The 19,013-nt window shown below is 33.9% G+C and carries 17 protein-coding genes; 10 read left to right on the top strand and 7 right to left on the bottom strand.

Features of this window, described 5'->3' with window-relative positions:
* Positions 1 to 14 precede the first annotated feature (14 nt).
* From atpA to AAGV28_RS13480, 10 genes are all read left to right on the top strand, one after another.
* Complete coding sequence (gene atpA, locus AAGV28_RS13525) at positions 15 to 1,592, top strand: F0F1 ATP synthase subunit alpha (RefSeq protein ID WP_373407288.1); 1,578 nt, start codon at positions 15 to 17, stop codon at positions 1,590 to 1,592.
* 86 nt (positions 1,593 to 1,678) lie between these two features.
* Positions 1,679 to 2,539 carry an ATP synthase F1 subunit gamma gene (atpG, locus tag AAGV28_RS13520; protein WP_373407287.1) on the top strand — a complete coding sequence of 287 codons (861 nt, stop codon included), beginning with the start codon at positions 1,679 to 1,681 and terminating at the stop codon, positions 2,537 to 2,539.
* Positions 2,540 to 2,647: 108 nt separating this feature from the next.
* The gene (locus tag AAGV28_RS13515; protein WP_373407286.1) at positions 2,648 to 3,235 is read left to right on the top strand and encodes a Uma2 family endonuclease; all 588 of its coding nucleotides are present in this window, start codon (positions 2,648 to 2,650) and stop codon (positions 3,233 to 3,235) included.
* A gap of 234 nt (positions 3,236 to 3,469) precedes the next feature.
* Positions 3,470 to 4,636 (top strand): hypothetical protein, encoded by a 1,167-nt coding sequence (locus AAGV28_RS13510; protein ID WP_373407285.1) that lies wholly within the window; start codon positions 3,470 to 3,472, stop codon positions 4,634 to 4,636.
* 355 nt (positions 4,637 to 4,991) lie between these two features.
* Positions 4,992 to 6,461 (top strand): lipopolysaccharide biosynthesis protein, encoded by a 1,470-nt coding sequence (locus tag AAGV28_RS13505; protein ID WP_373407284.1) that lies wholly within the window; start codon positions 4,992 to 4,994, stop codon positions 6,459 to 6,461.
* Positions 6,462 to 6,500: 39 nt separating this feature from the next.
* The gene (gene dut / locus AAGV28_RS13500; protein ID WP_373407283.1) at positions 6,501 to 6,935 is read left to right on the top strand and encodes a dUTP diphosphatase; all 435 of its coding nucleotides are present in this window, start codon (positions 6,501 to 6,503) and stop codon (positions 6,933 to 6,935) included.
* Positions 6,936 to 7,075: 140 nt separating this feature from the next.
* Entirely contained in the window at positions 7,076 to 8,086 is a 1,011-nt protein-coding gene (locus tag AAGV28_RS13495; protein WP_373407282.1) for a sugar phosphate nucleotidyltransferase, read from the top strand.
* 108 nt (positions 8,087 to 8,194) lie between these two features.
* Complete coding sequence (locus tag AAGV28_RS13490) at positions 8,195 to 9,553, top strand: tetratricopeptide repeat protein (protein ID WP_373407281.1); 1,359 nt, start codon at positions 8,195 to 8,197, stop codon at positions 9,551 to 9,553.
* Positions 9,546 to 10,322 carry a lipoprotein insertase outer membrane protein LolB1 gene (locus AAGV28_RS13485; RefSeq protein ID WP_373407280.1) on the top strand — a complete coding sequence of 259 codons (777 nt, stop codon included), beginning with the start codon at positions 9,546 to 9,548 and terminating at the stop codon, positions 10,320 to 10,322. Before AAGV28_RS13490 ends, AAGV28_RS13485 begins: the two co-directional genes overlap by 8 nt.
* A gap of 23 nt (positions 10,323 to 10,345) precedes the next feature.
* Positions 10,346 to 11,629, top strand: a complete 1,284-nt coding sequence (locus AAGV28_RS13480; protein WP_373407279.1) for a murein hydrolase activator EnvC family protein — start codon at positions 10,346 to 10,348, stop codon at positions 11,627 to 11,629.
* A gap of 71 nt (positions 11,630 to 11,700) precedes the next feature.
* Here the strand turns inward: AAGV28_RS13480 and AAGV28_RS13475 are convergent, their stop codons facing one another.
* The 7 genes from AAGV28_RS13475 to AAGV28_RS13445 form a co-directional block, all read right to left on the bottom strand.
* Positions 11,701 to 12,633, bottom strand: coding sequence for a transglutaminase family protein (locus AAGV28_RS13475; protein ID WP_373407278.1), 933 nt, complete (start codon positions 12,631 to 12,633; stop codon positions 11,701 to 11,703).
* A 4-nt stretch (positions 12,634 to 12,637) separates the two neighbouring features.
* Positions 12,638 to 13,591 (bottom strand): alpha-E domain-containing protein, encoded by a 954-nt coding sequence (locus AAGV28_RS13470; protein ID WP_373407277.1) that lies wholly within the window; start codon positions 13,589 to 13,591, stop codon positions 12,638 to 12,640.
* A gap of 41 nt (positions 13,592 to 13,632) precedes the next feature.
* Positions 13,633 to 15,069 (bottom strand): circularly permuted type 2 ATP-grasp protein, encoded by a 1,437-nt coding sequence (locus AAGV28_RS13465; protein ID WP_373407276.1) that lies wholly within the window; start codon positions 15,067 to 15,069, stop codon positions 13,633 to 13,635.
* Between the two features lie 315 nt (positions 15,070 to 15,384).
* Positions 15,385 to 16,239, bottom strand: a complete 855-nt coding sequence (locus AAGV28_RS13460) for a polysaccharide deacetylase family protein (protein WP_373407275.1) — start codon at positions 16,237 to 16,239, stop codon at positions 15,385 to 15,387.
* 17 nt (positions 16,240 to 16,256) lie between these two features.
* Positions 16,257 to 17,285, bottom strand: a complete 1,029-nt coding sequence (locus tag AAGV28_RS13455) for a hypothetical protein (RefSeq protein ID WP_373407274.1) — start codon at positions 17,283 to 17,285, stop codon at positions 16,257 to 16,259.
* A 96-nt stretch (positions 17,286 to 17,381) separates the two neighbouring features.
* Positions 17,382 to 17,834 (bottom strand): c-type cytochrome, encoded by a 453-nt coding sequence (locus AAGV28_RS13450; RefSeq protein ID WP_373407273.1) that lies wholly within the window; start codon positions 17,832 to 17,834, stop codon positions 17,382 to 17,384.
* A gap of 20 nt (positions 17,835 to 17,854) precedes the next feature.
* A complete protein-coding gene (locus tag AAGV28_RS13445; RefSeq protein ID WP_373407272.1) occupies positions 17,855 to 18,973 on the bottom strand; it encodes a PQQ-dependent sugar dehydrogenase in 1,119 nt (372 codons plus the stop codon).
* Between the last annotated feature and the right edge of the window lie 40 nt (positions 18,974 to 19,013).

Here is a 19,013-nt window from a genome sequence, read left to right as displayed (position 1 = left end):
AATTATAAATTAAGATGGCGGAAATCAAACCTGCTGAAATTTCAGCAATATTAAGAAAGCAAGTAGAAGGTTTTGAATCTGGCGCTACGCTAGAGGAAGTAGGAACGGTACTTCAAGTTGGAGACGGTATTGCTCGTATTTACGGGCTTTCAAATGTTCAATACGGTGAGTTAGTTGAATTTGAAAATGGTCTTGAGGCTATTGTATTGAATCTTGAAGAAGACAATGTAGGTGTGGTACTTTTAGGACCATCTACAGGAATCAAAGAAGGTTCGGTTGCAAAAAGAACACAACGTATTGCTTCTCTTAAAGTAGGAGAACAAATGGTAGGACGTGTTGTTAACACTCTTGGTTTTCCAATTGATGGAAAAGGACCAATTGGTGGAGACTTATACGAAATGCCTTTGGAAAGAAAAGCTCCTGGAGTTATCTTCCGTCAACCAGTTACTGAACCATTACAAACAGGTATTAAAGCAGTAGATGCAATGATCCCTGTTGGACGTGGACAACGTGAGTTGGTTATTGGTGACCGTCAAACAGGTAAATCAACTGTTTGTATTGACACTATCTTAAATCAAAAAGAATTTTATGATGCTGGTAAACCAGTATTTTGTATCTATGTTGCAATTGGACAAAAAGCGTCAACTGTAGCAGGGATTGCTAATATGTTAGAAGAAAAAGGAGCAATGGCTTATACAGTTATCGTTGCTGCTAATGCTTCTGATCCAGCTCCAATGCAAGTTTATGCTCCTTTCGCAGGTGCTGCAATTGGAGAATATTTTAGAGATTCTGGTCGTCCAGCTCTTATTGTTTATGATGATTTATCTAAACAAGCTGTTGCTTACCGTGAGGTTTCTCTTTTATTAAGAAGACCACCGGGACGTGAGGCTTATCCTGGAGACGTTTTCTACTTACACTCTCGTTTATTAGAAAGAGCTTGTAAAGTTATCGCTGATGACGGAATTGCTAAAAACATGAATGATTTACCAGATTCATTAAAAGGAATCGTTAAAGGTGGTGGTTCTTTAACAGCTTTACCAATTATCGAAACTCAAGCGGGTGACGTTTCTGCATATATCCCAACAAACGTAATTTCGATTACTGATGGTCAAATTTTCCTTGATGGAGATTTGTTTAACTCAGGAGTTCGTCCAGCAATCAACGTAGGTATTTCTGTATCTCGTGTTGGAGGTAATGCTCAAATTAAATCAATGAAAAAAGTATCAGGTACTTTAAAATTAGATCAAGCTCAATTCCGTGAATTGGAAGCGTTTGCTAAATTTGGTTCTGATTTGGATGCTGTTACTTTAAACGTAATTGAAAAAGGAAAAAGAAACGTTGAAATCTTGAAACAAGGTTTGAATGATCCTTATACTGTTGAAGACCAAGTAGCAATTATCTATGCAGGTTCTAAAAACTTGTTGAGAAATGTTCCTGTGAACAAAGTAAAAGAATTCGAGAAAGATTTCTTAGCATTCTTGAACGCAAAACACAGAGCAACTCTTGATGCTTTAAAAGCCGGTAAATTAACAGACGACATTACAGATGTAATCGAAACTGTAGCGAAAGAAGTTTCAGCAAAATATAACTAATTTTTGTTGATGGTTGTTGGTTGATAGTTTTTAGATAATTCTAAAAACTAACAACCAACAACTAACAACCAACAACTATAATATAAATGGCAAATTTAAAGGAAATCCGTAATAGAATTACTTCCGTTTCATCTACGATGCAAATTACATCTGCGATGAAAATGGTTTCTGCAGCAAAGCTAAAGAAAGCACAAGATGCAATTACAGCCATGCGACCTTATGCCGAAAAATTAACGGAATTATTACAAAGTCTTTCTGCAACTCTTGATGGAGGAACTGGAGAAGAATTTACTACACAACGTGAAGTAAAAAAAGTATTATTAGTAGCTATTACTTCTAACAGAGGTTTGTGTGGTGCTTTTAATACCAATGTAATTAAAGAAGCTAAAAATCGTGCTGCCTATTTTGCTGGAAAACAAGTAGATATTTTTGCTATTGGTAAAAAAGGAAATGATGTTTTAAGCAAAACAAACACAGTAATTGACAATCAAAGTACTGTTTTTGATGATTTGACTTTTGATAATGTTGCTGTTATTGCTGAAACATTAACTCAGAAATTTGTTAGTGGTGAGTATGACAGAATTGAATTGATTTATAACCAATTTAAAAACGCAGCTACTCAAATCGTTCAAACAGAACAATTTTTGCCATTAGCTCCTGTAAAATCTGATTTGAATGTTACTGCTGGAGATTATATTTTCGAACCATCGAAAGAAGAAATCGTGTTGACTTTGATTCCTAAATCATTAAAAACACAATTGTACAAAGGAATCCGTGATTCATTTGCTTCAGAGCATGGTGCACGTATGACTGCTATGCACAAAGCAACCGATAACGCAACTGAATTGAGAAATCAATTGAAATTAACATACAACAAAGCCCGTCAAGCTGCTATTACTAATGAAATCTTAGAAATCGTAGGTGGAGCAGAAGCTTTGAATGGATAATATTTTTATTCTAAATAGATTTAAGAGTCTCGCAATTGCGGGACTTTTTTTGTTTTTCATTTAAAGTAACTCACAATTTGATTAAATTTGTTTTTAAATCTTTAAAAAATGGCAATAGTTACTAATTTTTCCGATTTAGATTTGTCCAAAAAATATTCCTATGCTGACTATTTAAAGTGGCAATTTCAAGAACGTGTGGAGTTAATAAAAGGTTTTATTCTTAAAATGAGTCCAGCTCCAAGTATGGTGCATCAAAGAATATCAAGTAATCTAACAGGTTGCTTTTATGAAAATTTAAAGCGAAAACCTTGTAATGTTTTCCAAGCTCCTTTTGATGTTCGATTGCCAATACCTTCAGCTCAAAAAGACACCACAGTAGTACAACCCGATTTGTGTGTTATTTGTGATGAAAACAAGTTGGATGCCAGAGGTTGTAATGGTTCCCCTGATTTAATGGTCGAAATTATTTCGCCAAATAATAGTAAACACGATGTTCACACGAAATTTAATTTATATCAGGAAGCAGGTGTAAAAGAGTATTGGTTAATTGAACCTAATGATAAAATCATACTAGTTTATACCTTGGTAGATGAAATATTTATTGGTTTGAAACCACAAGTTGAGGGAGAAAATATCAAAAGTCCGTTGTTTCCAGAATTAGAGATTGCTATTGAAGATGTTTTCTATAAGGTGTGACCTTTAATAGTTTTGTTCAATACATCATGTTCAATATTTTATTCCAAAACGATACAAAAAATGAAATATTTTTTAATTCAAAATTATTCAACAGTCTCGCGCAATTGCGGGACTTTTTTATTTAGGGGATATAAGAAGTTTTGTTAAATTTTTTATACCAATTTTTTTAACTTTTTTTTAATAAGTATGATGATGCAAAAGTGTTTTTTTTACATTTTTGAAATTCAATATATTATGAAACACATTCTCCTTATTTTAGCATACTTATTTTTGATTCCTTTATCACATAGTCAAAAACTGATTATCCCGGATATTTCTGCAAGGGTAGATACTTCAAAAGTTGAAGTCAAAGCCGTTTATCATTTGTATAAAGAATATTTAAACTCCAGAATGGACAGTGTTTATCAAAATCCACATTGGAATAAAAAACAAGCTGAATTAGCCGTTAAATTAAAAGCAAGTTCAGTAGACAGAGCCATTACTTGGTTGTTTTGGACTGATTCTATTGGAAAAAAACATCGATGGTTTAATGCTCCTAAAGTTTTACAAATTGATAAAATAGAAGAGAATCGTTACCAAATCAAAACTATTTTTATGAATCGTTGCGAAAAGGATGACGACAAAGCGTTTAATCCAGATTGCATAACCAAACTTTATGCGGTAAAAGATGAAAATGGAGCATTCAAGTTAGAAAATGTTATTGATTATGATACTCGTAATTGGAAAAAATACAAATACAAAAACATAAACTACGTTGTACAGCCTTTCATGAAGTTTAATAAACGTAGAGCCAAAGAAGGGGTGGCTTTTTGTAATAAAATAGCAAAACAGTTTGCTTTAAAACAACTTCCTTTTACATATTATATGACTAGTAATCCAGATGAAATGATAAAACTTTCCAACCTTGATTATTTACTTTCTTATACTACTGGATTTACAGATTTACAGACTAGAACCATTTTCACCTCATTTAGTCATGAATCTTATCCACACGAATTTGTACACATGTTATTTTACAATTCAACTAATAAATATGCAGGAACAGGATTTATAGGAGAGGGATTGGCAACATGGTTGGGAGGTTCTGGATTTAACAGTACTTATGAAGAAGGATTAAAGAAGTTTTCTTTGGATATTAAAGATAATAACACTATCGATCTGGATAAGATTATTAGTTTTGAATACAGAAATCCGTTTGATAATGACCCTTTTTACCTTACTGGAGGCGTAATTTGTAGTATGGTTTATGAGAAATATGGTGCATCGGGTATTTTTGAATTATACAATAGCCCCGATATGATTTCTTTAAAAAAACTTTTAGAAAAAATGTTTAATATGTCTTATGAAGAAATAGACTTAAAAGTCATAAAATACATTAAAGAATATTCGGTTAAGAAATAAATAACTCACTATTTCTATGAGTATTTAGGTTAAAAAAGTTATTCTTCGAGAGATAATTAGAGCGCTCTAGTTTATTTATTTTTCAAAAAACACTTTTCAACAGTCTCGCGCAATTGCGGGACTTTTTTTTGTTTAAAAGAAATTAGGATGGGTATTAAGAACGATATAATGTTGTCGTATTCAGAAACGGTGTTTTTAAGTATATAAAATTGATTTACAATTGTTTATGTTATGAAACTTTCTTTGAACTTTTCGCCTTTTAAACTTTCGCCTTACTTAGGTGTATAACCAACATCAATTTAACCAAAGATTTAGTTATTTTTGTTTTTTTAAAATAGTATTAAGACATATCACTTTGGGTTTATATAAAAATCTTTTCAAACAAACAGCCATTTACGGACTTGCTACGGTTTTGCCTAGGATGTTTAGTTTTTTGTTAGTACCACTTTATACCGATTTGCTTCCTAAAGCAGAGTATGGAAAAGTGACTATCATATTTGCCTGGATGATTTTTTTTAATGTGATCTTGGCTTACGGAATGGAAACTGCTTTTTTTAGATTTTACAACAAGGAAGAAAATAAAAAAACAGTAGTCGAAACTTCAATGGTTTCTATTTTTTGGACCACATTAGTATTCTTAGTCGTAGCACTTTTATTCCGAACTTCATTAGCAGATTGGTCTGGAATCGACTCTCAATATATCAGCTATGCCATTTGGATTTTAGCACTAGACGCCTTGGTCATTATTCCGTTTTCTAAGTTAAGAGCTTTTCAAAAACCTATGACGTATGCCATTATTAAAATTGGTAATGTATTGGTCAACTTATTACTGAGTATTCTGTTTTTGATATATTTACCAAAATTATCGGCATTAAATCCCACAGGCTTAATTAGTTCCTTTTACATAGAAAATTTCCAAATAGGTTATATCTTCTTGGCAAATATTATTGCCAGTTTATTGACTTTTGTGGTGTTATCTCCGGACTATGTTTTCCTGAAATGGAAATTCGATTTTAGTTTATGGAGAAAAATGATGGTTTACGGATTACCCATTTTGGTTGCCGGAATCGCTTTTGCCATAAACGAACAATTTGATAAAATTCTTTTAGATAAATTATTACCAAAAAACATTGCCGAAGATGCAGTAGGAGAATATGCCGCTTGTTATAAATTAGGTTTGTTTATGGTTTTGTACCGCACGGCTTATACGCTTGGAATAGAACCTTTTTTCTTTAGTCATGCTTCTGATAAAAACGCACCACAGACTTATGCCATGGTAACCAAATATTTTGTCATCTTTGGTTCGTTTATTATGTTAAGTGTTATTGTTTTTGCCGATTTGTTCAAAATGCTAATGATTCGTGATGAATCCTATTGGGTGGCCATGAAAGTGGTACCATTGATTATTTTGGCCAATTTCTGTTTAGGAATTTATACGAACCTTTCGGTTTGGTACAAATTGATTGACAAGACTTATATTGGTGCATACATTTCAATTGTGGGAGCTATTATTACTTTGGTGCTTAACTTTTTATTGATTCCATCTCATAGTTATTTAGGTTCAGCCATTGCAACATTGGCTGCTTATGGAAGTATGATGTTGATTTCGTATTATCTTGGAAACAAATATTATCCAATTCCTTATGATTTTAAAAAAATAGGCGGCTATCTTGGTTTGTCCATTTTTTTCTCCGTGGTTTCATTTTACTACTTTAGAGAAAATTATTTTGTTGGAATCGCGTTGTTACTTTTGTTTCTCTATTTCATCTATCACAATGAGAAAACCACTTTGATGAATATTCTAAAGCCTAAAAACAATCAGTAAGAATAAGTATTACTTGTTCCTAAATAAAAAATAAAAAGAATGAAAATAAATATTATCAATAAATCGCAACATGCTTTGCCAAACTACGAAACCATAGCGTCGGCAGGAATGGATTTAAGAGCCAATTTAACAGAATCGATAACGTTGCAACCATTAGAAAGAACTATTGTTAAAACAGGTCTTTTTATCGAATTGCCGATAGGCTACGAAGCTCAGGTGCGACCAAGAAGCGGACTTGCTTTTAAAAACGGAATCACCGTACTCAACAGTCCTGGAACGATTGACGCCGATTATCGTGGAGAAATAGGAGTGATTTTGGTTAATTTATCCAATCAGGCTTTTGTAATTCAAAACGGAGAGCGCATTGCTCAACTCATCATTGCTAAACACGAACGCGCCGAATGGACTGAAGTGGAAGAACTATCAGAAACTTCAAGAGGAGCTGGCGGTTTTGGAAGTACTGGAGTAAAATAGTTTACAGTATTCAGCCAGCAGTTGGCAGAAAACTGTTATTGAAAAATAAATAACCAAAAATAATAATAATTTAAAGATTCAATGATGGAAGGATTTTTTAATCATTCAATCATTCAATTTTTTAATCTTTCAATCAAAACATGAAAATAATAGTTCCAATGGCCGGTAGAGGATCCCGTCTACGTCCACATACATTAACCATTCCTAAACCATTAATCCCAGTTGCTGGAAAACCTATCGTTCACCGATTAGTAGAAGATATTGCAGGTGTTTTGAATCAGGAAATTGAAGAAGTTGCTTTTATTATCCACGAAAGTTTTGGCGAAAAAGTAGAGCAAGACTTAATTGCTATTGCCGAAAAATTAGGAGCAAAAGGGACTATTTATTATCAAAATGAAGCGCTTGGAACAGGACACGCTATTATGTGTGCCAAAGATTCACTTTCTGGTCCAGCAGTAATTGCTTATGCTGATACTTTGATTAGAGCCGATTTTGAGTTGGATCCAACTGCAGATGCGGTAATTTGGGTAAAACAAATTGAGAATCCGGAAGCCTTTGGGGTAGTTAAACTAAATGATAAAAATGAAATTATCGAATTGGTTGAAAAACCTAAGGAATTTGTCAGTGATTTAGCTGTTATCGGAATTTACTATTTCAAAGAGATTGGAGTTTTAAAACAAGAATTACAAAATGTTTTAGACAATAACATCCAAAATGGCGGTGAATACCAAATTAACGATGGGATCAAAAACATGATGGCGAATGGAAAAATATTCAAAACAGGCGAAGTAAGCGAGTGGATGGATTGCGGAAACAAAAATGTTACGGTAGAAACCAATTCCAGAATGCTAGGTTTTTTAGCTGCTGACAAAGTAGATTTGGTTTCTAAAACCGTAAAAATTGAAAATTCGACTATTATTGAACCTTGTTTTATAGGAGAAAATGTAGTTTTAATTAATGCGACTGTTGGTCCAAATGTTTCTTTAGGAAATGGATGCCACGTTGTTGATAGTAGTATCAAAAATAGTTTGGTTCAAACCCATGCACACATTAAAAATGCTAATTTAGATAATGCCATGATAGGAAATCATGCTAGTTTTGATGGCAGTTTTACAAGTATTAGTATTGGTGATTATTCAGTATTAGAATAATGACGATAACAATAAATTTACCATTAAGAAATTAAGTTGATTGAGCTTAATGGCTTAAATTCCTTAATGGTAAAAAAATAAAGTACTTTTGAAATTTAATTGGTAAAAATGAAAAAGGTAATTTCTTTACTGATAATGTTGGTTTTGCTATGCAATTCGGCTTTGTCTTGGGCACAAACGGAACCCGAAGAAATTAAACTCGAAGACAATAAATTTAAAGATTATTTTTTTGAAGCTTTAAAACAAAAGGGAATTGAAAATTACGATAAAGCTATTGTGGCTTTAGAACGTTGCTTGAAAATTGAACCTACTAATGCCACCATTCATTATGAAATAGGTAAAAATTATTTTGCTTTAAAAGACTATAAAAATGCCTATTCTTCATTTGAAAAGGCACATACGTTGGATCCTACAAACAAATGGTTTTTGATTGGAATCTATGATGTAGATTATGAGACGAAGGATTATGTTGATGCGGTTAAAATAATTAATAAACTCATTCTATTTGATCCCAAGTTCAAAGAGGATTTGACATCGCTTTACATGAATACTGGCGAATTTGATAAAGCTTTGTTGCTTATCAATGAGCTGAATGAAACCACAGGAAAGTCAGATAGGAGAGAAGGCTACAAAATTCAGATTTTGTCCCAAGGTCAATACCAGGATGCCGAAATCACTAATTTAGTAGACCAAATCAATAAATATCCTAAAGAAGAATCTAATTATATTTCGTTGATTTATTTGTATTCTAAAAAAGATAATTTAGAAAAAGTACTGGAAACGGCTCGTTTATTAGAAAAACAAATTCCGAATTCGGAGTGGGCGCAAGTGAGTTTGTTTAAAAGTTATTTGGTTAATAATGACAGTGAAAAAGCTGTAAATGCTATGAATACTGTTTTGGCAAGTGCCAAAGTAGACAGTAAAATAAAACACCGCATTTTTAATGAATTTTTAATCTACGTTAATACTAATCCGCAGCTTACTCCCGTTTTAGATAAAGCCATTGGTTATTTTGATAATGATACCAATGTGAATGTAGCCAAAGAAATTGGAAAATATTACCATAACAAAAAGCAATTTGATAAGGCGGTAAAATATTATCAGTTGTCGCTCAAGAAAAACAATCTTGCAGAGGTAGAAACCAGTTTACTTTTGTTAGATATTTACATCCAGCAGGCTGAATTTGAAAAAACAGTAAAAGTGGCTACTGATATGGTTGCGTCTTATCCTGCACAACCGCAGTTTTATTATTATGCCGGATTAGCTCATAATCAACTTAAACAATTTAAAAAAGCGAAGGAAATGTTAGAAATGGGCATGGATTATGTAGTAGAAGATATTCCATTAGAAATTAATTATAACATTCAGTTAGGAGAAGCCTATAATGGTTTAGGAGATGCAAATAAAAAAGAGCTTTATTTTTCTAAAGCCAATGAATTATTAAAAAAACAAAAACAAGATGAATAAATTTTTAGTAGTATTAGTAGTTGCCTTTATGGTTTCTTGTAAGTCCAAAGCAGTGGCTACATCGGCAACAGTTACTGAACCCGTTGATAACATGAAAACAACTAAAGTAATTGACAATCATTACAGCAATAAAAGTGAGTTTTCTACAGTATACATCAAAGCTAATACGCGTTATGCAGATGATAAACAAACGCAAAATGTAACTGCCGAGATTAAAATAAAGAAAGATGAACAAATTTTAGTAAGTATCCGTTTTATAGGAATCACGATGGCAAAAGCTTCGATAACTCCTACTTCTGTAAGTTATTACGAAAAAATAAAAGGAACTTATTTTGAAGGCGATTTTAGCGCTTTGAGCCAATGGTTAGGAACTGATTTGGATTACAACAAAATTCAAAATATGTTATTAGGTGAAGCTTTGGACGATTTGAACAAAGGCAAATACACGCAGGTTTTGCTGGATAATCTCTACCGTTTAGATGACACGAATAATGGAAACACAAAAAAAAGCTATTATTTTAATCCAAATGATTTTACGGTAAACAAGCAAGAAGTAACGCAAACGGCTGAAAGTAGGACTATCCAAATTACTTATCTGGAAAGAGTAGCTCATAAAGAAGCCAATTTGCCATCAAGTGTTGAAATTAAAACCAGTCAGCCTAAAGGAAAATCGGAAATTAATTTAAATTACACTTCCGTTTCCTTTAATGAGGAACTTTCTTTTCCATATAGTGTTCCTGATGGTTATAAAAGGATAATAATTAAGTAAATTTGCAAAAAATATTTTTCAAGATGCCAAAATATCTCCTTAGTTTGTTATTTCTGTGTTTGACTTCTACAATGTGGAGTCAATCGCAGCAAGAAAAGTTAGAACAACGAAAAGCTCAAATTCAGAGAGAAATTAGAGAGAATGAAAAGATGTTGCAAAACGTCAAGTCAAAGGAAAAATCAGCTATGAATGTTTTTTTAATTCAAAAAAATAAAATAAGGCTGAAAGAAAACTTAATCAACACTACCGAAAAGCAAACCCGACTTTTAGCCGATGATATGTATCGCAATCAACTTAAAATAAATAAGTTGAATAGAGAATTGAAAATATTAAAAGGAGATTATGCTCAAAAAATCGTGAATTCCTATAAAAGTCGTTCAGAACAAAGTAGAGCGATGTTTATACTTTCTTCAGAGAATTTTTTGCAAGCTTATAAAAGAGCCCAATACTTAAAACAATATACGAGTTTTAGAAAATCGCAAGGGGAAGAAATTAATGTCAAGTCGACAGAATTAATTAGTTACAATGAAAAACTAAAAGTTCAAAAAATTGCGAAACAAAAATTACTCGAAGAAAATAAAAAGGAACGATTGTCACTTGTAAAAGAAAAACAAGAGCAAGAGAAATTGGTCAATTCGATAAAAAAAGATAAAAACAGAATTGTTTCTGATATTCGAAAAAAACAAAGAGAATCTAAAACTATTGATGCCCAAATTAACCGTTTAATTCGTGAAGCTATTGCCGAAGCCAATAGAAAAGCGGCTCTAGAACGTGCCAAAGCAGCAGCAGGAGATAAATCAAAATCGGGTAGCAAAGAAGTAAAAGAAACTGCTTCCAGAGCGTCAATATCTTCATCAAGAATAGAAATGACGCCAGAGAATAAGTTAATAGCTGATAATTTTAGATCTAATAGAGGAAATCTTCCCTGGCCGGTAGAAAAAGGATTTATCTCACTAGGTTATGGAGATCAACCGCATCCAGTATATAATACGCTGGTTGTACATAATAGCGGTGTAGAAATCACAACTAATGAAGGAGCTAATGCAAGAGCTGTATTTGGTGGAGAAGTAGCTAGTGTAATGGTTTTATCTCCAGTAAATAAGGCAGTAATGATTCAACACGGAGATTATTTTACTATCTATCAAAATTTAAGTTCTGTTTCAGTTAGTAAAGGAGATAAGGTAAATATTAAACAAAATATCGGTAGAATCCGTACTAATGGCGATACAGGTAAAACGGTCATTAAGTTCTTGTTGTTACAAAACACAAGTTACAATAACCCGCAAGGATGGTTGTCTAATAGATAATAGTTATATAAAAACTTATAAAAAGCGAATCTCATCCGATTCGCTTTTTTAGGTTTGGATTTTTCCAAAAACTATTGCTGCTGTTGTTCTGCGTAAACTAATTGTTGTTGAAATTCAATGGAGTTTTTTTGTAATTCTACATCATTTATTTCTTCAAAATGCCTACCGTCTTCGTATCCAATGGAAACAAAAACAGAAAGTGTTTGTTTAGAAACGCCTTTAAAAGTTCCTTTTACAGGAGTACAATCCGTAAAGTTAATTCCAGCCGATAGCTTAACGTGGTTGTCCATAGTCCAAATATTATTAGTTGGGTCAATGCCTAGCCAACCTTGTTTTGGGGTGTAAATTTCAACCCAGGCGTGCGTTGCACCTTCGCCTCTAAGTCCGCTTTCGTTAGGGCAAATATAACCACTTACATATCTTGACGGAATGCCAGCAGTTCTTAAAAGCTGTAAAAGAACATGAGCAAAATCTTGGCAAACTCCTTTGCGATGACCTAATATTTCATCCACCGTAGTTTCAATATTGGTAATTCCTTTGGTATACGTAAAATGGGTGTAAATGTATTGACTGCAATCAAAGGCAATATCAATAATGGATTTGTTCTGGTAGTCGATTTCTTTTAGAATAGCATTAATTTCATCTTGTTTACTAATGCTTTCTGGATAACAAAGACGCAGTAAATAAATATCATTGTGCAGGTTCAAATCTTCCACCTTAGTATGGTCTATTTCAGGAATTTTAAGCGAATGATTTACTCGAACCAACATTCTAGATTCAATCGTCATTTCGGTGTGAGCTTCTAGGGTGTTAAAATTGCCTACTCGGTTGCCGTGATAGTCATTTGTAATAGCTACATCAGGATTTTGAGAAATCAAAAGCTGGTATTGCAAAACATCTTGATTTTCAAAGTTATGGGGAAACAAACGAATCTCATTGATACTTTCTTTGATGGGTAAGTTGTATTTGTATCTTGTAATATGGATGATGTTGAAAATTGCCATTGATTTAGGTATATGAAAAGAATAATTTTGAGAAATCCATTGAAAAATCATTCAGCTGATCTTTGGTGTTTTTTAACACCTGCTCTAATTGAAAATTGGTCAGATGATGGTAATCGGTGTATTCCACGTAGCTTTTTAATCGTCCAAATTGATTGCGCATCGTGCGTGCTTCCATTAGATTATTATTTTTAAAAACACATTCTAAATAAGTTTCGATTAAGCCTAAAGTAAATATTACCGAATGCGCAAAATCAGGATTGAAAATCACATGTTGAATTACTTTTCGATTGTGTGGAATATTGCTATAGCTTTTTAGATACAATTCGTAACCTGATAAAGACAATAATAATTTTCTCCAATACAATAAATCTTCTTTTCCTTCTAAGTTGTATTCAATTGGTGCATAATACGATTGTGTCATCGAAATGGTTTGTAGGCATCTTTCGATATGTTTACCAATACTCGAAAAACACCAACCTAATCCTCTGGGCATGGTTACATGAGAAATCCCATTGTAAAGCAAGAAATCTTTATTCAGTTTTGCCAAAATACTAATGGCTTCAGGTGTTTCCAGTCTTTTAGGTAAGTCCGGTAAATTGATATAATGGTACATCGAATTGATGTGTTCCCAAAGTTCTTTGGTAATTTTATCCTGCGAACCTCGTGCATTTTCTCTGGCTTTGGTAATTAGATTCCGTACCGAATTGTTGTTTTTACTGTCACAAAGCACATATTTCATTACAAAATTTGTGTCGTGCTGATATTCAGTAATGTATTCCGGAGACAAATTAGTATAGTATTTTAATAAGGGTTTGTATCCTTGATGATCATTAATCTCTTGGTCAAAAGACATGATATAGAGGGTGTTGAGGGTAAGCAACATCCCATCGGTTCTTTCCATGTATCGGTTGAGCCAAAACATTCCATCGGCTACACGACTGAGCATATTTACTTCCATAGTTGTTTTTTTAATAGTTTAAAAACTAATTTCGACTTCATTTATTTCATGATCCAGGTATCCTTGCTTCCACCACCTTGGGAGGAATTAACTACCAATGAGCCTTCGGTTAGTGCCACTCGGGTAAGTCCACCGGGAACAATTGTTACTCCATTAGGACCGCATAAAGCATAAGGACGTAAATCTACGTGGCGTAGTTTCAATTCGCCATCAATATAACAGGGAACGGTGCTTAACTGAATGATGGGTTGGGCAATAAAATTGCGTGGATTATTTAAAATGGCCACTTTGGCCGCTTCCAGTTCTTCCTCAGTAGCTTTATTTCCCATTACCATTCCGTAGCCGCCACTTTGATTGGTTTCTTTAATCTCCATGTTTTCCATATCGGCAAAAACCAACTCGCGCTCTTCTTTGATTTCCATTTGGTACGTAGGAACATTTTTCAGAATTGGTTCTTCGTTAAGGTAGTAGCGAATCATTTGTGGCACGTAAGCATAAATGGCTTTGTCATCGGCAACGCCATTTCCAACAGCATTTACTAAGGCTACATTACCCATTTTATATGCACTAATTAATCCTGGAACGCCAAGTGTACTATCGGGTTTGAAGACTAATGGGTCTAAATATTCGTCGTCTAAACGTCTGTAAATAACATCTACTTGTTGCAAGCCCGATGTCGTTTTCATATATACTTTATGATTGTTAACCACAAGATCACGACCTTCTACCAGCGGAATTCCCATTTGCCTGGCTAAGAAAGTATGCTCGTAATAAGCTGAATTGAAAACGCCGGGAGTCAATAAAACGACATTAGGATTAGAGATGGTTCTTGGCGAAAGCGAAATCAAGATGTTATGAAAAATCATCGGATAATTAGCCACCATGCTTACATTGTTAGCACGAAACATTTCCGGGAAAATTCTTTTGGTAATTTCCCTGTTTTCTAACATATAACTCACTCCACTAGGACACCTCAGATTGTCTTCCAGAACATAAAACTCTCCTTTTTCGCCTCTGATTAAATCAATTCCCGCAATGTGAACATGAATGTCATGCGGAACTTTAATACCATGTACTTCTGGAATATAATGCGGACAGGAAGCAATTAACGAAGCCGGCATGATGCCTTCTTTTATAATCAACTGTTCGTTATAAATATCCTCTAGAAATAGGTTTAAAGCTTTTAATCTTTGTGTAATTCCAGTTTCGACTTCCATCCATTCGTTCTTGGTAATTATTCTGGGAATAATATCAAATGGAAATATCCTTTCGATTCCTTGGTTGTCATCACTGTAAACCGTAAATGTAATCCCCTGGTTCATAAAAATATCCGAAGCCTGTTTTTGTTTTAGATTCAGCTTATCAATATTTAAACTCTCTAATGTTTGCAAGACCTGTTTGTAAGAATCTCTTACGCCATCTTTAGAAAACATCTCATCCCATCCTTTTGGACTTAATTTAGGTGTCAAATTTACCATTCTATAAATTATTGAAAAATTAATAAAAACTAATTTTGGTTAAAAAAACATCAGTCTTTAGGCTAATTTAACAATTTTGTAGATAAGTATTTTAAATTTTGTTGTGAATAATGTAATTAATGCAGCATTCTTTTTTTGCCAATGTATTTTTTGAGAAATAGTGTTTTAAAGCTAAATTTTTTTTAGATTTCTCAACTACTGAATATAAGTACAGTCATTTAATCTTATTGAGAATAAGAGTTTTTGAAAAAAAGAATAGGGAACAAATGTGAAGATGAATTAACAGAAGGGGAAGTTAGATTTGAATTAAAGCTATTATTTAGCATTTACAAAAGTAGTTTTCATGGATTCCATCATGCGGTCAGTGGACCAATTTCCAGAAACAATCATGCGTCGGATTGTGAATAAGGGATCAATCGAATCTCTTTTAGTCGAAAGAGTATAAGCCATTTTATAGCCACTTTTTTTAATTTCAGGAATGGCTTCTTTGTTCCATAATCCAAAAGGGTAGGCAAAATTAGTTATTGGTTTTCCAATGATTTCTTCGAGTTTGGCTTTTGGTTTTACCAATTGGGTATTCCAGTCTTCGCCTGCATATTTAGTTACCATGTGATGATCCCAAGTGTGAGCCGCAATACAATTTCCAGCATCAGATAAGTTTTTTATTGCTGTTGTGCTTAAATAATTTGGGCGGTCGATGGAAACCGTCATTACAAAGAAAACGCCTTTGAAATTGTGTTTTTTCATTTCGGCTGCGCCAATACTGTATTGTTCTCCTCTTGTATCATCAAACGTAATCATCACAGGTTTTGCAGGTAAAGGCTTGTTGTACACTAAATAATCATACAATTGATCTGGCAAAATACTTTGGTAGCCAGCATCAGCTAAGGCTTTCATTTGTTCCGAAAAAGCAGCAGGTTTTACCGTATAGGTTTTGGTCATTTCGCCAGCAGAAGCCGGGAAATCTTTGATATTATGATAACATAAAATGGGTACTTCTTTTCGAGCCAATATAGCCTCAGCATCGTTCATTACTAATTTTTCTTCCTTTTTTGGAGTTGCAATAGTATCAGGAACAGCAGCGTTTGTTTCAACGGTAGCGGTTGTTTTTTGTTGGCAACTGAACATCAAAAAAAGACCAGTCGTGCTTAAGAATATCAATTTTTTCATTTTGGGATACACTTAAATTATTGAAACTGAATGTAACTTGGTTTTGGCGAAAATTGTACTAATTGTTCTGGAGTATATATTTTCCAGTCGTTCCAGTTGTCATTTTTATAAAACAATTTAAAGCCCGTAAACTGAACCGGTTCTCTATAAATGTATCTCAAATAAGTAGATCGTTTTAAAACTTGACTTCCAAAACCGTCCATGTGCATCACAATTTGAACTTCAGGAACTGTTTTGATGGCTTTATAATTAGTCACCATACCTTGTGTAAAACGGTGAACAACTAATATTTTTGGAGGCAATTTGTTTTCGCGGACAATTCGAGCCAAAATATCGATTGCATCATTGATGTCATCGGCGGTCATAGTTCCAATTTTTTTACCTGGTATTTCGCCATTTTTCATCGAGAATTCTGGGTCGATACCTAAATGAACATTGGGCAAAGCCAGCTTTTCTTCCAGTTGACTTACTTCTTCTTTCACTGTGCTATGTCCTACCTGAATGTCCAAGAAAACCAAAGCATTTATGGGTTTTGCCCAACTTAAAACCGTATCGATTTGTTTAAACGGCATTCGCATGTTGTGTCGGTTTCCTTTTCCTGGAGCGGCTTGAGCCGAAACGGCAATGTAGTGCAAGGCTGGAATAGCAGTTACACTAGAATCGGCAGCCTGCCATTTGGCTACTTCCGCCTGTAGTTTTTTAATCATTTCGGCTCTGGGATATTCCCCTAAAACGCCCATTCTTTTTGAGTATAAATTTCCGTAAAAAGCAATGATTCGGTTATAAGGCAATAAAGCACCTGGCAAAGGATAAGGTGCTTTTACAGGCCATCTTCCAGTAGTGTCTTTGTTGCTTAGCGCGATCATTCTTTGGTTGAAATCAGCGGTGTCAATGGTAGTCATTGGTTTCTTTTCCACCGAATCAATTTTCACCGCCAGACTGTCGTTGCTAGTTGTTTCTTCAGGGTTGGATTTGTCTTTGTTACAATTGGTAAAAAGCAAAAATAAATAAGGGCTAATCAAGAGGGCTAAAGCATATTTTTTCATAAAGAAAAGTCATTGGGGTTGCATACAAATGTAGCGTATTTTCTACCGTGCTTTCTGGATTTGAAAACTAATGTATTATTAAAAATTGTTTGTTTTTTAAGGCTTTACCAAAGCGACTTCTTTTACCGTAATCATTTTTTTGCTCTTATTACTCCAAGAATTTAGCACATAGTTCATTACGTCGGCAATTTCTTCATCGCTTAAACCCAAAGCAGGCATAATCGAGTTAAATTTTTTCTGATTGACAAGAATTTCCCCTTTTTGACCGTATTTTACGGCATGAATACTTTGGGTTATTTTAGTTTTCAACCAGTTGGAACCATCCAAGGGCGGAAAAGTAGTTCCATTTCCTTTTCCAGTGGCTAAGTGGCATTGAATACAGAAATCAGTATAGACTTCTTTGCCTCGAGCCATACTTTTTTCCAGTGGCGTTTGTTGCTGAGTTGTAGTAATGTAATTTGTTTTCGAACTAAAATCCGAATTGTTATTCGAAAAATAGAAAAAAGCGGATGCTAGCAAAGTAAATCCGAAAGTTAATTTAGTAATCATCAATTTGATTTTATATAAGGTTAATTTGGGATAATTTTTAAAATTCCTTTTCCTTCTACGCCAATGTAAATATAGCCGTCTGGACCTTGTTTTACACTACGCAAACGTCCAATATCAGTAGCTATTTTTTGTCTTCCAATGATTTTTTCATTGTCTAATTTCACCAATTCTAAATATTGAAATTTTAGAGAACCTACTAATAAATGTCCTTTCCAGTCAGGGTATTTATCACTGGTAACAAAAGTCATTCCACAAGGAGCGATGGAAGGTGCCCAATAATAAATAGGGTTTTCAATTCCTGATTTTTGTTGCTCCGTACTAATGATAGAATTATCATAATCAATTCCATAAGTGACCACTGGCCAACCGTAATTAGCTGCTTTTTTGATAATATTAATTTCGTCACCACCTTGTGGACCGTGTTCGTGTTCCCAAATAGCACCCGTTGTAGGATGTATAGCTAATCCTTGCGGATTGCGATGTCCGTATGAATAAATGGCAGATTTGGCATTTTCTTTTCCCACAAACGGATTGTCTTTTGGGATGCTACCATCATCATTTAGACGATAGATTTTTCCATTATCTCGAGTAATATCTTGTGGGTTTACAAAATGATTGCCACGATCTCCTGCCGAAAAATACAAATATCCATGATTGTCAAATACAATTCGCGAACCAAAATGCTGCCCTTTGGTCGTATTGGGTTCGCATTTGTATAAAGATTCTATTTGGGTCAGGCTTTCGTGTTCTAGTTTGGCACGAATGAGTTTTGTGTTGCCGCCAACTCCTTCGCCTTCTGAAGAAGCGTAAGTGATATAAATCCAGCCGTTTTTAGCATAATCAGGATGCAAAACAATATCGAGCAAACCCCCTTGACCGCGATTGTACACAACGGGAACGTTTTTAACTTCAGTTTTTATGCCTTTTATTATATGAAATAAAACACCACTTTTCTCGGTTACTAACATCGAACCATCGGGTAAAAATGCAATTGCCCACGGATTATTAATGCCGTCTACAACAGTTTCCAAACGGTAATTTTTTGTCTCATCCTGTAACGGAATTTCATTATTCGTCTTTAATTGTGCCTGACAGCTCAAAATAAAAAAAGAAAAGAACAGTAGCGAAAATGTTTTCATGATTGGTGTGTTAAACTTTGTTTTAAAGGTAATAAAAAAG

The organism is Flavobacterium zubiriense (genome assembly GCF_041729725.1).
GTDB lineage: Bacteria > Bacteroidota > Bacteroidia > Flavobacteriales > Flavobacteriaceae > Flavobacterium > Flavobacterium zubiriense.
Note: the sequence above shows the minus strand (reverse complement) of the source record. Positions and strands in the feature narration are given on the sequence as shown.

What these genes read in the sequence shown, in the direction of transcription:
- atpA (WP_373407288.1), top strand. Translation starts at nt 15, where the DNA reads ATGGCGGAAATCAAACCTGCTGAAATTTCAGCAATATTAAGAAAGCAA.
- atpG (WP_373407287.1), top strand. Translation starts at nt 1,679, where the DNA reads ATGGCAAATTTAAAGGAAATCCGTAATAGAATTACTTCCGTTTCATCT.
- AAGV28_RS13515 (WP_373407286.1), top strand. Translation starts at nt 2,648, where the DNA reads ATGGCAATAGTTACTAATTTTTCCGATTTAGATTTGTCCAAAAAATAT.
- AAGV28_RS13510 (WP_373407285.1), top strand. Translation starts at nt 3,470, where the DNA reads ATGAAACACATTCTCCTTATTTTAGCATACTTATTTTTGATTCCTTTA.
- dut (WP_373407283.1), top strand. Translation starts at nt 6,501, where the DNA reads ATGAAAATAAATATTATCAATAAATCGCAACATGCTTTGCCAAACTAC.
- AAGV28_RS13495 (WP_373407282.1), top strand. Translation starts at nt 7,076, where the DNA reads ATGAAAATAATAGTTCCAATGGCCGGTAGAGGATCCCGTCTACGTCCA.
- AAGV28_RS13490 (WP_373407281.1), top strand. Translation starts at nt 8,195, where the DNA reads ATGAAAAAGGTAATTTCTTTACTGATAATGTTGGTTTTGCTATGCAAT.
- AAGV28_RS13485 (WP_373407280.1), top strand. Translation starts at nt 9,546, where the DNA reads ATGAATAAATTTTTAGTAGTATTAGTAGTTGCCTTTATGGTTTCTTGT.
- AAGV28_RS13480 (WP_373407279.1), top strand. Translation starts at nt 10,346, where the DNA reads ATGCCAAAATATCTCCTTAGTTTGTTATTTCTGTGTTTGACTTCTACA.
- AAGV28_RS13475 (WP_373407278.1), bottom strand. Translation starts at nt 12,633, where the DNA reads ATGGCAATTTTCAACATCATCCATATTACAAGATACAAATACAACTTA.
- AAGV28_RS13470 (WP_373407277.1), bottom strand. Translation starts at nt 13,591, where the DNA reads ATGGAAGTAAATATGCTCAGTCGTGTAGCCGATGGAATGTTTTGGCTC.
- AAGV28_RS13465 (WP_373407276.1), bottom strand. Translation starts at nt 15,069, where the DNA reads ATGGTAAATTTGACACCTAAATTAAGTCCAAAAGGATGGGATGAGATG.
- AAGV28_RS13460 (WP_373407275.1), bottom strand. Translation starts at nt 16,239, where the DNA reads ATGAAAAAATTGATATTCTTAAGCACGACTGGTCTTTTTTTGATGTTC.
- AAGV28_RS13455 (WP_373407274.1), bottom strand. Translation starts at nt 17,285, where the DNA reads ATGAAAAAATATGCTTTAGCCCTCTTGATTAGCCCTTATTTATTTTTG.
- AAGV28_RS13450 (WP_373407273.1), bottom strand. Translation starts at nt 17,834, where the DNA reads ATGATTACTAAATTAACTTTCGGATTTACTTTGCTAGCATCCGCTTTT.
- AAGV28_RS13445 (WP_373407272.1), bottom strand. Translation starts at nt 18,973, where the DNA reads ATGAAAACATTTTCGCTACTGTTCTTTTCTTTTTTTATTTTGAGCTGT.